The organism is Salinigranum salinum, from assembly GCF_009176545.1.
Lineage (GTDB): Archaea > Halobacteriota > Halobacteria > Halobacteriales > Haloferacaceae > Salinigranum > Salinigranum salinum.
This window is the reverse complement of the sequence record NZ_VTOJ01000001.1, coordinates 1,440,549-1,454,342: the sequence shown is the minus strand read 5'-3', so window position 1 is coordinate 1,454,342 and position 13,794 is coordinate 1,440,549. Positions and strand designations below refer to the sequence as shown.

Sequence of the window (13,794 nt, the reverse complement as noted above, 5' to 3'; positions counted from 1 at the left end):
TCATGAAGATTCCCACGTCCTGTCGCTTCGCGAGGGACGAAATCCCTCAGGGTGTCTCGCGGTAGGCGTCGACGGCAGCCTGGTAGCCCTCGCGGAACGTCGGATACTCGAACGTGTATCCGAGTTCGCGGAGCCGGTCGTTCGAACAGCGTTTGCTCGTCAGGATCCGACGACGGGCCGCCTCCGAGAGGTCGCCCGCGGCGAGTCGCTCCGCCTTGGTCCGCTTCGGCGGCCGTTCGGCGCCGCAGGCGTCCGCGAGCCAGTCGGCGAACGTCCACTTCGAGACGGGTTCGTCGTCGACGACCAGGAGCACGCCGTCGACATCGCGGTCCCGTTCGGGGGCGTCACCGTGTTCGAGGACGAACCGGACCGCGCCGGCGGCGTCGTCGCGGTGGACCATGTTGAGGTAGCCGTCGGTCACGGGGCCCTTGAGGTAGCGTTCGAGGCGGTACCGCGACGGGCCGTAGAGCCCGGCGAACCGCGTCACGGTCGCGGGCACCGGGGCCGACAGCGCCACGTCCTCCGCCTCGGCGAGCACGCGCGTCTTCTCGGTCGTCGGCTCCAGGGGTGTCTCCTCGTCGACCCAGTCGCCGTCGTGGTCGCCGTAGACGCCGGTCGACGACGTGTACACCAGTCGCGTCGGTGGCAACTCGCGCGCCGAGAACTCCTCAACGGCGTTCTCCAGCCCGTCGACGAACACCCGCCGGGCAGCGTCGGCGCCGCGGCCGCCGGAGCTCGCCGCGAAGACGAGCCAGTCGGTGTCGGGGAGGTCGGCGAGCGACCCGGGGTCGGTGACGTCCGCACGCACGGGGTCGAGTCCCGCCTCGGCGACCGCATCGAGACCTTCGTCCGATCGCCGGACGCCGACGACGTCGTGGCCACGGTCGCGGAGCTGACGGCCGAGTTCGAGTCCGACGTAGCCACAGCCGAGGACGACGATGTGCACGAGTGCACCCCCGGTTACTGGTTCCGGGTCGCGATGACGCGGTGGATCGCCGCGAGTTCGTCGAGCGTCGTCTGTCGACGCCCCTCGAGCGACTGCTGGACCTCCTGGCCCGAGATGTCGAGACCCGTCTCGGCGGCGAGCGTGTCGACGTCGAGGACGCCGGTCGTCATCCCCATCAGGAGCCGGTCCCGGAGTTCGAGCGCCATGGTCTCGGCGTCGCGGTCGGCGTCGACGGCGAGCACGGCCATCGCCTCCTCGACGGTCAGATCGAGGTCGTCGCCCGCGGCGAGCGCGCGGAGCCGGTCCTCGTCGACGTCGGCGTCGGCCGCGACGGCCGCGACGCCGTGGGTGTCGACCACGTCGGCGAGCGCCCGTTCGTACGCGGCACGGAGTTCGGACGCCGTCCGCGACGCTGGGTCGTCGACCACGTCGTAGAGCATGCCCGTCTGTCGATGCGGCGGGGTCAAAACCGTTGTCACTCCGGATCCCCTCCCGTCGATCCCCACCCCGGCGACGTCTCGACGGCCTGTCCGTCGGTGTCGCCGACACCGAGTTTGCCCGGTGGGACGGCGACGACCACGACGGTCCGAACCGAGACGTCGACGCGTTCGGCCGTGCCGAGTGCCTCCGTCCCGCCGTCCCCGTCGAGGTCGAGCGCCGCGACGCCACCGTCGCGGACGTACGTGACGGTCTCACCGGGAGCGCCCCGGCGGCTCCGGACCGCGAACCGCGGATACTCGCCCCGGACGCTGACCGTCCAGACGTTCACCGTGGCGTACCAGTTCGCGGGCGTCGGGAGCAACGGGAGTCCCGCCGGGAGGACGACTGCCGTCCCCTTCGTCCGGGCGGCGAGCCGCTCGGTGCCGTTCGCGACGGCGGTTCCGAGCGCCTCGGTGGCGACGGTCGTCGACACCCGCCGGACGGTGCTCGCCGTGCTGTTGACGGGCCGGTGGTCGACGCGCGTCTCCGGGGAGTCGCGCAGGTCGGCGACGGCGACGCGGAGGTGGACGCGGAGTCGGTCGGCGGCGCGGCCCTCGACACCGGCCTCGTCGACGACCGCCGGGACGAACGAGCCGTTCGTGACCGCGAGCGCCCTGGCCGAGGGGCGATCCCATCGGGCGAACGCGTCGTCGACGGCGCGGCGGCGCTCGTGCGGGCCGAGCGACGTCTCCCGAAACAGCACGTCGTCCACCCGCTGGTCGACTGCCACGAGCGAGTCGTTGATCTCCCCGCGCAGGAGGGCCCGCCTGGTTCGGAGGTCGGCGTTCGCGTCGGCAGCGGCGACGTTCTCGGCGGCCCGGAGCGTCAGGGCGGCCGTGTGCAGCCGGACGGTCTTCGCTCCGGCGACGGAGCCGACGACGGCGTCCGCGGCGTCACCGTACGGGACGGTGAAGACGTTGACGTTGCGCGTCGCCAGCGGGTAGTCCGTCCCGGTCCGTTCGGTCCAGGCGGCGTCGCTCTCGTCGATCCCTCGTACGTCGAGGTACGCGGGACCGCCCTGCGGGACGAACACGTCTTCGCCGCCGAGCGGACCCGCGACGGGGGGCGAGTCGCGGGGGATCGCCGTCCGGTTCGTCAACACGTCGGTCGTCCGACCGGGCAGGTCGACGTCGCGCGTCCGGAGGTATTCGACGAGCCGGGCGTTCGCGTCCGTCGTGGCCGTCGTCCGGCCGTCCAGACGCGCGATGACCCGATCGAGATACGCCGCACGGGCGGCGACGCGTGCCCGGTCGGCGACGCCGTCGTATCGAGCGGGAGCGGCGACGAGGGCTGAGCGGCGCTCGCGGAGGCGGTCGGCGAGTCGAGCCGAAGGGTTCGCCGATCCCGTCGCCGCACGCGAGGCAGGGACGGCCACGGAGACGTTCCTGACCTCGCGCCGGAGCGACGCGAGGTCGTCGTACACCCACCCGTCGAGGTCGGCGGGACGGTCGCCGGTGACTGTCCCGTTGGGCTCGTGCGAACCGGCGAGCGCGCGCCGGGCTGCGATGCTCTCGACACCGCCGTGAGCGCCCACGAACCGCGTCGATCGGTCGGGGGCGTCCGCGAGGTTGGGACCGTCCAGCGCGCCGCCGCGCTCGAACAGCGGGTCGATCGGGCGCTCCGGAACACTCTCGAGTCGCATCGGGCGTGCGTCGACGGCGACGCCGACCGCGTACCGTTCGGTCACTGTCGCCGTCCGGGTGACAGTCTCGTTGCCTCGCGCCCAGGTCCACTCGATGCGGTGGGTGACGGTCACCTCGCGAGTCGCGTTCCGGAACCGGGTCCAGCCGCCGACGGTCGGCGGGAGCGGTCCGTCGCCGGGGGCCACCGTCGCGTCGCGCTGGACTGTCTCGTCTTCGAGGGTCGCGCCGGGCGACGGCGCTCGTGGCCGGGGCCACGACTCCGTCTCCAGCAACGTGGCCGTCGTCCGCGCCCGGAGTTCCGCGCTGTACGCTCGCGCGAGCGTGTCGTCGAACCCGGGACCGCCGCTCCCGACGAGGAACGCGACGAACGCACGGTCGGCGGTCTCGTTCACCCCCACCGTCATCTCGTCGTCGGGACCGGGTGCGTCCGAAACCGCGAGGCGCGGGACGCGTTCGGGAACGTCGTTCGGATCGAGGGTTCCCGCGGAGTCCGTGAGGCTCGCCGCGACGCTCGTCGCGGGTGAGCTCACGCCCTGACGGGCGTCCGCTACGCCGAGTCTGACCAGCGCTCGCGTGTACCCCACCCGCCCCGTCGGGTCCGACCGACCGTACGCCTCGCGCTGGAGTTCGAGTACGGCCCCGTTGGTCGCCACACCCACGTGCCGCGTGGACAGGACGTTGCTGATCGGGAGACCGCTCCACTGGGCGTAGCCGCGGGCCCAGGCCAGCGGGTACAGTCGAGCGGTGAGCCTGCGGCCGAGCCCACGGCCCTCGAGTGGGCCGCGTTCGAGCGAGCGCTCGAACCGGACGGTGCGGTCGTGCATGGCCAGCACCGGCGTCGCGACGGTGACGGTGCGGTTCCGGGTCTCGCGGGCGACGACCTGTCCGTCCTGCCGGGCGACCACCGAGACGTTTCGGACCGTGACGCGCAGGGCGGTGCCGTTCTCGACGCCGACGACGGTGATCCGGTCGAGTTCGGCGTCGAGCGCCGCTGGCGTCGGCGTCGGCGGGAGAGACGCCGCCGCCGTGACGTCGCCGTGCGTGTACGCCGCCCGATCGAAGCCCTCGCGGGCGGCAGCGTAGATCCGAACGCGGAAGCTGTCCCGGAACGGGCGGGAGTCGTTCAACACGTCGCCCCAGGAGTTGCTCGCCGGCGCGACCACGGGCGTCCGCGCAGCGTCGCGGGCGGCGCGCGAAACGGCGGTCCGGAGCGCCGTCTCCGATGCCGCCGTCGCCCGGTCCATCGCCACCTCGACGTCGCGGTCGACCCGGACGCCGTCGGTCGCGAGCGTGGTCGCGTACGTCGTGCTGCCGAGGAGGAGCAACACGCCGACGAGCGCGAACGGGATCCGGCCTCGGGTGTCGTCTGCCAGCCGCATCAGGACCACGTCCTGACGACGATCGTGACGCGACCGGTCCGAACCGACTCGGCCGCCGTCCGCGGCGTCTCGAACCGCTGACGGAGCGTCGTCTCCGATCGGTTCGCGACCGCCGCCGAGAGGTCGGCGGTCGCCGGCACGACGCCGGTCTCGAGCGCGGCGTCCGAACCGTACGCCGACGCGGTCCGCTCGAACCGGGTGCGAGTGACAGTGGCGTCGACGGTGTCGCCGTCGCCGGTGTCGTCGTCGCCAGTTCCCCCGTCGAGCGCAACCCGAGTCCGCCGCACCGGAAACAGCCCGCGAACGGTGTGCCGAGCGACGGCGTCGGCGACGCCGCCGTGGCCCGCGTCCGTCGCGGCGAGCGCAGCCTCGCGGGCCGGTGGGAGGCCGCTGTCGACCGAGAGCGTCGCGGCGTGGATCGCCGCGCCGGGTGGCGGCGAGGGACCGACGACGACCCGCCCCCGGAGGTTCGATCCGGGGAACGGCGTCCACGTCGCCACCACCTGCGTCCGGCCGTCGAGCGTCGGGCGGACGGCCTCGCTGACACCGACGACGAACCCCTCGGCGAACGGGGAGAGACGGCGGTCGTCGACCGCGATCGTGGCCACGGCGGCCTCCGCCAGGAGTCCGGCCAGACTCCCGTGCCGGACGCGCGTCACCGTCGCGTTCGTCCGGCGGTCGACTCCGAGGTCGTACCGGACGGTCGCAGTCGACGTCGCGAGCGTCTCCACGGTGGCCTCGTCGCGGTCGGTGAGCGCCGGGTCGCCCGCACCGTCGTCGCCGGAGCCGCCGATCCCGTCGGCACTCGCGGTCGCGACGCCGAGAACGGCCGCGCTGACGAGCAGGAGGAACAGCGCCGTGTCGACGACCGTGCTGACGCCACGACGATCCGAAATCATCGCCACACCACCACGCGGAGGTGGCCGACACGGACGCGTCCGGGGCCGAGTCGCACGCTCACGCGGCGGGAGGATCGGTCACCGACCACGGTCGGAGACGGACCGACCGTCCACCGCGCGTCGTCGGTCGCGACGGTGACGTTGAGTCGCCAACCCGACGGTCCGCTGGCGAGCGCCCGGTCGAGACGCTGCGGGTGGACGACCCCGCCGACCGAGACCGCGTCGTCGACGGCCGCGAGCGTCGGCTCCGCCAGATCGCGTTCCGTCGGGTGGCCCGCGTCGGCGAGGACGACCGCGTACACGGAGAGGCCGACACAGACGGCGAAGAGCGCCGCGAGCGCCGCGAGCGGCTCGACCTGTCCACGGCGGCCGGTGACGTCACCGGTTCGTGCGCGGCGACCCGCGGCACCGCTGGGCCGCGTCGGACGGCAGGTCGAACCGGTCGCGTGACGGCTGCTCGCAGTCACGCGCGTTCACCTCGCGCCTGCGACCGTACCGCCGCATCGACGGCGGGCAGTTCACCGTCCGAAACGGTGCCGACGAGCGTCACGTCGACGCCGGCCCAGGTGAGACGACGGACGACGACCGCCTCGCCGGCAGGTCGCCACTGTGGGGGTCGTTCCCGGGCGGTTTCGGCCGCCCGTGCGAACGCCTGCGGCGACTCGAAGGTCGCCGAAGGGGCGGCCCCACGAAGGACGCGGGCGAGCGGCGTCCCACCCACGACGGGGACGACGGGGTAGGCGAGTGTCGCGTGTGTCGTCCCGGCGTCGTTTCGGAGGCCGACGCGTCGGGGACCGAGCCGTACCGTGCGAGCGGTGATCGGGTGGCGAGCAGTGGTGTCGTAGTCGCTCGTCGCCACCTGGTCGATCGTCTCCGCGAGACCGGCCGCGTCCGGCGCTGGAGTCGCCGGGAACGCGGTCACCACGCCGAACACGACGAGCGTCGCCACCGAGAGACCGAGCCAGGCGTACCACGCGTCGATCGGGGTGTCGAACATGGGCCGTCTGGCCGCCCGTTCGTATAAAAACCCTCACGCGCCGACGGCTCACACCAGCAGGCCGGCGGCGACGAAACCGACGAGGAACGTCACGGCCGCGAGGACGAGCGCGACGCCGACGCGGTAGCCGAGACGCGTCGGATCGAGCCCCGACTCGAGCCCGGTCGCCAGCGCGGTCAGTGTCGCCGCCATGACGAGGACGTACCCCCCGATGACGGTTCCCAGCCCGGGGACGGAGAAGGCGTCGCCGACGGTCGGTCCGGCCTCGACGCGTGCCATCCGCGCGGCGAGCGCGACCGTCGCCCCTCCGACGAGCGGCCCGAACGCGGCGGCTGTGTTGGCGAGCGTCCCGCTCACGGCCGCGAGTTCGCGCCGTCCGGCCTGTTCAGCGCGTTCGAGCGAACGGAGCTGATCGGCCATCGCGACGACGGTGTCGCCGGCCGGTCGGCCCTCGACGGCCGCGACCGACAACAGCGCCGCGGCCGCTCGAGTCCGCGGGCTCGGCAGGGTCGAGAGGGCACCGAACTCGCCGAAGAACGCCTCCCGGAGCGTGACGCCGAGGCGTCGCTGGATCCCCGACGCCGTGGCGAACAGTTCGGCCGCCTCGCCGGAGAGTTCCGCACCGGTCGCCGCGACGGCGGCCTCGACCGACGTCCCGTCGCGAACCCGGCGGCCGACGACCGCGAGCGCGTCGGGGAGACCGTCCTCGATCGCTCGGGCGTGGGCGCGGACGCCGACGGCGGGGTGGAACCGAACGACGAGTGCCGCACCGATCCCCGACCCGACCCCCGTCACGGGGGCGGCCCACGCACCGACGAGGGCGGTCGCGACGAGCCAGCACAGGCCCGCCGTCGCGACGCCCGCGATCACGGGACGCCACCACGGTACTCGTGCGTCGGGGTGGTCCCGGGGGACCGACGGCGTCGCGAACGTCACGGGACGGCGCACGAGCAGCCACGCCGACGCCGCGAGCAGGGCGGTGGGGAGCAGGAGGTCGTACACGACGGCGAGCGTGGTCAGCGAGACGCCGGTCCCGGCGACGCGGGCGGCGGGGAGGACGCCGACGAGCGCCAGGGGGAGCAGGACGCCGAACGCGTAGACGGCGGTGGCTGGTCCTCGCACGTCGGCGGCGAACGACGCCATACGCTCGTGCGTGGCGTCGACCACGGTTTCGAGCGCCGCGTCGAACAGCGCCGGGCGCTCCCCGGACGGGGCGTCGACGGCCGTCGTGACGAGTTCGACGGCCCGGTCGAGTGCGGGGAACCAGGGCCGCCACGCGGCCGCGAACGTTTCCAGCCCGCTCCCCGGGACGCCCGCGGCACGGCGGACGTGGTCGTCGAGACTCCGGGCGAGCGGACCCTCACCCGTTCTGGCGGCGAAGACGGCCGCCGGCTCCACGGCACCGGTGATCCGCGCGTGGAGCACCACGCGCCCGACGAGGTCGCTCGTCGCACAGAGCGCCCGGGTCCGTTCGACGGCGGCGAGCGCGGCGGGCGTCCGGTGGACGCCGTGGACGACCGCGAGCCCGACGGTCGCGGCGACGACGACGGCGAGGTGGGTGACGACGCCGCCCGCGACGGCCACGGTCCCGACGAGGAGCGCGACGACAGCACCGCCGGCGTAGCCGGCGCGGAGCACGTCGGCCGCAGAGAGCGGCACGCCGAGGAACGAGAGCTGCCGTTCGAGCGCCGGATCGGGGTCGGTCACGTCCGCGGGCCAGAGCCGGGCGAGCGCACGGGTCGTCCGGACCAGCGTCGCCGACATCTCAGTACCCCCCGTCGTCCGGGTCCGTGAGTCCGGCGTCCGCGAGACGTTCGATGGCCGCGACGCGACGGTCGAGATGCCCGCGGACGTCCGCGTACGACTCGTCGGGCGCGGCGAGGTCTGCGACGAGCGCGCTCTCGCCGCGGTCGACGACGCCCGTCGCCCGGAGCAGGTGGTCCGCACTGTCGCCGTCGCCGTCGACCCCGTCCGTCTCGAACAGCGGGACGAAGTGAACGCCGTCGGCCGTCGGCCGCACCTCTTCGACGAGCGTCACGCGCCGCCCCGCGCGGGCCGTGAGCGTCACGACGAGGTCGGTCGCGCCGAAGGCGCGTTCGGAGACGCCCAGGTCGGTGACCATTCGGTCGCGAACGGCGTCGCCGCCGACGCCGTGGATCGTGCCGAGCACCGCCCCGTCGGCCGCGCCGACGCGCATCGCCTCGTACAGCGTGGCCGCCTCCTCGCCGCGCACCTCGCCGACGACGAGCGCACCGTCACCGAGACGGAGTGCTGCACGGAGCGCCTCCGTGGGCGAGAGCACCGCCCCGTCGTCGAGGGCGGTCCGGATCGACTGGACGTCTCGACCGGCCGCCTGCAGCGCCGAGACGGGGAGCTCCGGCGTGTCCTCGACGGCGACGACCCGCGTCGACGCCGGGAGCTCCCAGAGGAGCGCCCCGAGGGCCGTCGTCTTGCCCGCACCGCGCGGTCCCGCGACGAGCGCCGCCGCGCCGCGCTCGACGGCGACGGAGAGCAGTCCCGCCGCGGCTGCCGGGAGCGTCCCGCACGCGACGAGCCGTGCGAGCGTCCAGGCCGTCTCGTCGTGCGTCCGGAAGGCGAAGCCGAGTCCCTCGCTCGCGGGGGGCGCCACCCCGGCGACCCTGACCCGGTGGCCGTTCGACGTCTCGACCGTCGCGTCGAGCGTCGGTGTCGCCCGCGAGAACGCCCGTCCCGAGGCCCGACGGAACCGCGAGGCGAGCGCCGCCGCACCGTCCGGCGAGAGGTTGACGTTCGTCGGCAGCCGCTCGCCGTCGACGACCACGCGGACGGGGTTGTCGGCCACCGGGTCGGTGACGGAGACGTCCGTGACGCGCGTGTCGGCGAACAGGTCGTCGAGTACCCCGTGGCCGCGCGTGTGTTTCGCGAGGAGTGCCGCGAGACGGTCGACGGGATCGTCGTCGGCGGCGACGCGTCTGACCGCCCGGCCCGGCGCACGCTGGCCCCCCTCGACGCCACCAGTGGCGAGCAGTCGACGGGCAGCAGCGAGCGTCGCCAGTGCGTCCTCGTCGAGTCGCGTCCACGCGGGGACGAGGTGGTAGCGTCGGCCACCGTCGACGTCAGCAGACCGCGTCTGATCGCCCGCCGAGCGTCGCTCGGGGACGTCGTACAACCGGACGGCCGCACCGGAGTCGAGTTCCCACCCCTCGACCAGCGTCGCCCCGGCGGGCGGCTCGACGGCGACGTCACAGCGGGCGACCGTCGGCGCGATGAACGCCCGGAGCACCGATTCGTAGCCGTCCTCGTCCGGGGCCCGCTGAGCACCGAGTGCCAGCCCCGTCTCGGCCGCGATGCGTGCGACCGGCCCCGCCCGGCCGGTCGCCTCGTGGGCGGCCCCCAGCGGATCGCGCGTCGCCCGCGCGGCGAGCCCCGCGTCGTGGTGTTCCACCTGCTCGACGAAGCGACCCGCGGCGACGAGAAACGCGGTGGCAGCGGCGGGGTACGTTCGCTCGACGCCACCGGCCCGGGTGCGGACGACGTCGACGTCCCGCTCGGTCAGCGCGTCGACGGCCGTCGCCCGACAGTCGGGTGACGTGGCGAGAGCACCGCCGCCGGGACAGTCCGACGCGTCGACGTGGAGCTCCGTGCCGCGGTCGCCAGTCGTTCCGGCCGGGTCGTGAAACGACGGGTCACAGCGGCACGCGGCGTCGTCCGTGTCGAGCGTGGCGACTCCGAGCGTCGTCGAGAGCGTCGCGAGGGGCGAGTGGATCATGGACCGCGCTGGCCGCGTGTTCCTACTTGAACGTTCGGCTCGTGCGTCCGCGCCGGCCGACCGGTTTCGGTCGTATCCGTCGGGGTCGCCGTCGACACGTTCGTCCGCGTCGCAGGTGCCGACCGCCCCGACTCGCGGAACGCCGGCTGGACGCGCACGCCGACCCCCGACGGGGTCCGGACGAGCGTCAGCCGGAGACGGTGGCGACCGGGCGGGAGGACGAGCGGCTCCGGGCCGGTGACGAACGCCACGCCAGCGTCGACCCGTCGTGGTGGCTGCCCGGCGACCCGGTAGCCGATCGTCGCGGGGGCTGTCACGCCGGGGAGGCCGCCGACGGAGAGATAGTCGGCACGGGCGGCGGCGAACCCGGCGCGAGGGATCGTGACGACGACCGTTCTGGCCGCCCCTCGTTCACCGGGAGGGACGGGATCGTCGGTGGCGACGAGCGTGGCGGCCGCGTCCGACAGCTGGGTGGCCGTCGCGTCGAGCCGCATCGCCGTCCGCTGCTCGCGTGCGTCGTCGACGGCGGGGAGCGAGGCACCGACGAGCGCCGCCGCGACGAGGACGGTGAGGAGCGTCCTGACGGCGGTCACAGGACGTCCCGGAGGCGGTCCACCGGCGAACGGGCCGTCTCGCTGTCGATCGGTCCCGATCCGCCGGCGCTGTCGGTCGGTTCCCGTGACCCGGTCGGGTCGGTCGACGAGTCCTCGTCGTCGTCGGTGTCGATAGCCGGCCTCTGCCTGCCGGCGTCGAGCCGTTCGACGGCGAGCCCGTCGTCGTCGTCGAAGACGGCCGCCTCGATCGCCTCGGCCTTCGCCAGTGCGAGGTCGGCACGGCGTTCGACGTCCTCCGTGACGCCGTCGACGCCGCCGAGGTAGCCGCGGAGCGCCTGCGTCGTCGCGTCGAGGTCGTCGAGTCGCGTCTCGACGTCGTCGAGCCGTCGCTCGACCGCGGCGAGCCGGTCGGCGACCGCGGCGTCGTCGGCGACACCCGCGAGGTCTGTGTGGCCGTCGGTCACCGCCCGTTCGACCGCTTCCAGCCGGCGTGTCAGGTCGTCGGTCATGCGACCGGGTGGCCGCGTTCTCCCACATAAACGCTCGGGAAGAACCGGTCGAATCTGACGGATCGAAAGGATGAAGCACTGATAGTTACACGCTCGAAGCATGAGATCCGTCCTGATCGGGGTCGGTCAGGCGGGCGGAAAGCTCGTCAGTGCCCTCCACGCGTTCGATGCCGCCGGAGGACACGGTGCCGTCCGTGGCGCGTACGCGGTCAACACCGCCACAGCCGACCTCCAGTCCCTCCCACGAGCCGTCCAGTCACTCCTCGTCGGACAGTCCCGTGTCTCCGGCCACGGCGTCGGGGGCGACAACGAACTCGGCGCACAGGTGATGCGCGAGGACGCGAACGAGGTGCTCGACGCCGTCACCGTCAGGTCCGAGGTGGACGCCATCTTCCTCGTGGCGGGGCTCGGTGGGGGCACCGGCTCGGGAGGTGCGCCGGTGCTCGCACAGGAGCTGAAACGGGTGTACGACCGCCCCGTCTACGCGATCGGCGTCCTCCCGGGGCGCGACGAGGGGGCGCTCTACCAGGCGAACGCGGGCCGGTCGCTGAAGACGCTCGCCCGGGAGGCCGACGCGGTGCTTCTCGTCGACAACGACGCCTTCCGACAGGGCGGTGAGAGCCTCGGTGACGGCTACGACCGCATCAACGAGGCCATCGCACGCCGGCTCGGGCTCCTGCTCGCCGCCGGCGAAGTCGATACCGGACAGGAGGTCGCGGAGTCGGTCGTCGACGCCTCGGAGATCGTCAACACGCTGCGCAACGGCCAGCTCGCGGCGGTCGGCTACGCGGACGCGACCGCCGCGCCCGACGCCGGCGAGAACGTCTCGGTCGTCACCAGTACCGCCCGGCGGGCGCTCCTGACGGGGACGAGCGTCCCCGACGCGACGACGGCGGACGCGGCGCTCGTCGTCGTGGCCGGCCGGTCGGAGGCGATCCCCCGGAAAGGCGTCGAACGGGCGCGACGCTGGGTCGAAGACGAGACGGGGAGCATGCAGGTCCGCGGCGGCGACTTCCCGCTCGCCACCGGGAAGATCGCGTCGCTCGTCCTCCTGAGTGGGGTCGAGCGGACCCCGCGGGTCGAGCGCTTCTTCGAGCGTGCACGCGAGGCACAGGCCGACCCCACGGCCGTGGCGGAGACCGCGAACTCGGAGGGCGCGTCGGGGTGGGCCGTCGACGAACTCGACGACCTCACCTGATCAGCTCACTGCTGGACGAGGCTGCCGCCGTCGAACGCGGAGCGGGAGAAGTCGAGCTCCATCAGGTCGAGGATCGTCGGCGCGATGTCGAACAGGTCGGCGTCCTCGACCGTGACGCCGGGATCGTCGACGAGGAGCGTCGCGTTGTCGAACGAGTGCATCCCGTTGCGCGGTCCCTGCGAGAACACCGACTCCTTTTCTTTGAATCCGGACTTGAGGTCGAAGCCGTGGTTCGGGACGATCACGAGATCGGGGGCGATCTCGTCGTGGTCGCCGCGGAAGGCTTCCTCCTTCTCGACGACCCGATCGGCGACCTTCCGGCCGTCGGGCGACTCCCACGCCTCTAGCTCCGATTTGAGTTCGTCGCGGACCGCCTCGTACTCCTCCTGTGGCACCGAGCCGCGGGGTTCGCGCCCCTCGAGGTTGACGTAGAACCGGCCGGGGATGAGCGAGTACGCCCGCGCGTCGTCGGCGATGTCGCCGAGCTCCTCGTGGTCGTCGTCGTCGTACGAGAGCCAGCCGTTCTCCTGGAGCCACGCGTTGCAGTTGACCTCGTAGTCGAGCGAGGTGAAGCCGTGGTCGGAGGCGACGACGAGCGTCACGTCGTCGGGGAGCATCGCTCGGATCTCCCCGAGATACTCGTCGACCTGCCGGTAGAAGTCGAGGAACAGCTCGCGGTTCTCCTCTTTCAGCCCCTCGGTGTCGCCGGTCGCACCGGGCTTCAGACGCTCGTAATCCTTGAACAGGAAGTGGTTGACCCGATCCGTGGTCATGAAGACGCCGAAGAAGAGGTCCCAGTCGTCCTGGGAGAGGTAGTGGCTGAACGCCTCGAACCGCGCGTCGAGGGTGCGGTGGGCGTCCTCCATGAACTCGGTCTTGTCCTCCTTGTGGCCGAGTTTGGCGTTGACGTCGATGGCGTAGTCGATCGACTGGAGGTAGTCGCGGAGTTCGTCGGGGTACGCGCCCTTCTCGACCGAGGGTGAGAGGAAGCCCGACACCATGCGCTGGACGTTCCGCTGTGGGGGGAAGGTGACGGGGACGTTGAGCACGGTGGCGTCGCGACCGTCCTGGCTGACGCGGTCCCAGAGCCGGGTCGCCTGCACGTCGCGGCCCATCGGGACGTACGTGTCGTACGAGCCGATCTCGCGGTCCTGAAAGCCGTAGACGCCCGTCTCACCGGGGTTGACGCCGGTCGTGAGCGCGGGCCAGCAGGCGCTGGATTCGGGGGGAACGATGCTGTCGATCGGGCCGGCGCTCCCCTCGTCGATGAGCGCCGCGACGTTCGGGAACTCGTCGGGGTGCTCCGAGAGGAGCGTGAACGGAACCCCGTCGATTCCGATGAAGGCGACGCGCGGGTGGTCGGTCCCGCGCAATCGGTCGAACAATCCCATACCGACCCATTCCGAGGAGGGACACAAGAAGGTTCTTTTCTGTCAGCGGC

Annotated in this window: 12 protein-coding genes; 1 reads left to right on the top strand and 11 read right to left on the bottom strand. The window is 73.0% G+C overall.

Going from position 1 to position 13,794, the window contains the following annotated elements; genetic code table 11:
- Positions 1–46 precede the first annotated feature (46 nt).
- The 10 genes from FZP69_RS06910 to FZP69_RS06865 are packed head-to-tail and all read right to left on the bottom strand — an operon-like array spanning position 47 to position 11,155.
- Positions 47–946 (bottom strand): SDR family oxidoreductase, encoded by a 900-nt coding sequence (locus FZP69_RS06910; RefSeq protein ID WP_152040599.1) that lies wholly within the window; start codon positions 944–946, stop codon positions 47–49.
- Between the two features lie 14 nt (positions 947–960).
- Positions 961–1,386, bottom strand: coding sequence for a DUF5791 family protein (locus FZP69_RS06905; protein ID WP_152040598.1), 426 nt, complete (start codon positions 1,384–1,386; stop codon positions 961–963).
- A 35-nt stretch (positions 1,387–1,421) separates the two neighbouring features.
- Positions 1,422–4,448, bottom strand: coding sequence for a DUF7286 family protein (locus FZP69_RS06900; protein WP_152040597.1), 3,027 nt, complete (start codon positions 4,446–4,448; stop codon positions 1,422–1,424).
- Complete coding sequence (locus tag FZP69_RS06895; protein WP_152040596.1) at positions 4,448–5,347, bottom strand: DUF7284 family protein; 900 nt, start codon at positions 5,345–5,347, stop codon at positions 4,448–4,450. Before FZP69_RS06895 ends, FZP69_RS06900 begins: the two co-directional genes overlap by 1 nt.
- Entirely contained in the window at positions 5,344–5,814 is a 471-nt protein-coding gene (locus tag FZP69_RS22865; RefSeq protein ID WP_204959922.1) for a DUF7285 family protein, read from the bottom strand. Before FZP69_RS22865 ends, FZP69_RS06895 begins: the two co-directional genes overlap by 4 nt.
- Positions 5,811–6,344 (bottom strand): DUF7283 family protein, encoded by a 534-nt coding sequence (locus FZP69_RS06885; protein WP_240137481.1) that lies wholly within the window; start codon positions 6,342–6,344, stop codon positions 5,811–5,813. Before FZP69_RS06885 ends, FZP69_RS22865 begins: the two co-directional genes overlap by 4 nt.
- 48 nt (positions 6,345–6,392) lie before the next feature.
- Positions 6,393–8,108 (bottom strand): hypothetical protein, encoded by a 1,716-nt coding sequence (locus FZP69_RS06880; protein ID WP_152040595.1) that lies wholly within the window; start codon positions 8,106–8,108, stop codon positions 6,393–6,395.
- Between the two features lies 1 nt (position 8,109).
- Positions 8,110–10,092 (bottom strand): ATPase, T2SS/T4P/T4SS family, encoded by a 1,983-nt coding sequence (locus FZP69_RS06875; protein WP_152040594.1) that lies wholly within the window; start codon positions 10,090–10,092, stop codon positions 8,110–8,112.
- Complete coding sequence (locus tag FZP69_RS06870; RefSeq protein WP_152040593.1) at positions 10,089–10,685, bottom strand: DUF7311 family protein; 597 nt, start codon at positions 10,683–10,685, stop codon at positions 10,089–10,091. Before FZP69_RS06870 ends, FZP69_RS06875 begins: the two co-directional genes overlap by 4 nt.
- Positions 10,682–11,155 carry a DUF7310 family coiled-coil domain-containing protein gene (locus FZP69_RS06865; RefSeq protein ID WP_152040592.1) on the bottom strand — a complete coding sequence of 158 codons (474 nt, stop codon included), beginning with the start codon at positions 11,153–11,155 and terminating at the stop codon, positions 10,682–10,684. The genes FZP69_RS06870 and FZP69_RS06865 overlap by 4 nt, the downstream gene beginning before the upstream one ends.
- A 100-nt stretch (positions 11,156–11,255) precedes the next feature.
- Here FZP69_RS06865 and FZP69_RS06860 point away from each other — a divergent pair, with 100 nt between their 5' ends.
- On the top strand, positions 11,256–12,353 hold the full coding sequence (locus tag FZP69_RS06860) for a tubulin/FtsZ family protein (protein ID WP_152040591.1): 1,098 nt from the start codon (positions 11,256–11,258) through the stop codon (positions 12,351–12,353).
- A gap of 5 nt (positions 12,354–12,358) precedes the next feature.
- Here FZP69_RS06860 and FZP69_RS06855 read toward each other — a convergent pair whose 3' ends face one another.
- Entirely contained in the window at positions 12,359–13,744 is a 1,386-nt protein-coding gene (locus FZP69_RS06855; protein WP_152040590.1) for an alkaline phosphatase family protein, read from the bottom strand.
- Positions 13,745–13,794 lie beyond the last annotated feature (50 nt).

Coding starts and splice junctions, on each gene's coding strand:
- FZP69_RS06905 (WP_152040598.1), bottom strand. CDS start 1,386: ATGCTCTACGACGTGGTCGACGACCCAGCGTCGCGGACGGCGTCCGAA.
- FZP69_RS06900 (WP_152040597.1), bottom strand. CDS start 4,448: ATGCGGCTGGCAGACGACACCCGAGGCCGGATCCCGTTCGCGCTCGTC.
- FZP69_RS06895 (WP_152040596.1), bottom strand. CDS start 5,347: ATGATTTCGGATCGTCGTGGCGTCAGCACGGTCGTCGACACGGCGCTG.
- FZP69_RS06885 (WP_240137481.1), bottom strand. CDS start 6,344: ATGTTCGACACCCCGATCGACGCGTGGTACGCCTGGCTCGGTCTCTCG.
- FZP69_RS06880 (WP_152040595.1), bottom strand. CDS start 8,108: ATGTCGGCGACGCTGGTCCGGACGACCCGTGCGCTCGCCCGGCTCTGG.
- FZP69_RS06875 (WP_152040594.1), bottom strand. CDS start 10,092: ATGATCCACTCGCCCCTCGCGACGCTCTCGACGACGCTCGGAGTCGCC.
- FZP69_RS06865 (WP_152040592.1), bottom strand. CDS start 11,155: ATGACCGACGACCTGACACGCCGGCTGGAAGCGGTCGAACGGGCGGTG.
- FZP69_RS06860 (WP_152040591.1), top strand. CDS start 11,256: ATGAGATCCGTCCTGATCGGGGTCGGTCAGGCGGGCGGAAAGCTCGTC.
- FZP69_RS06855 (WP_152040590.1), bottom strand. CDS start 13,744: ATGGGATTGTTCGACCGATTGCGCGGGACCGACCACCCGCGCGTCGCC.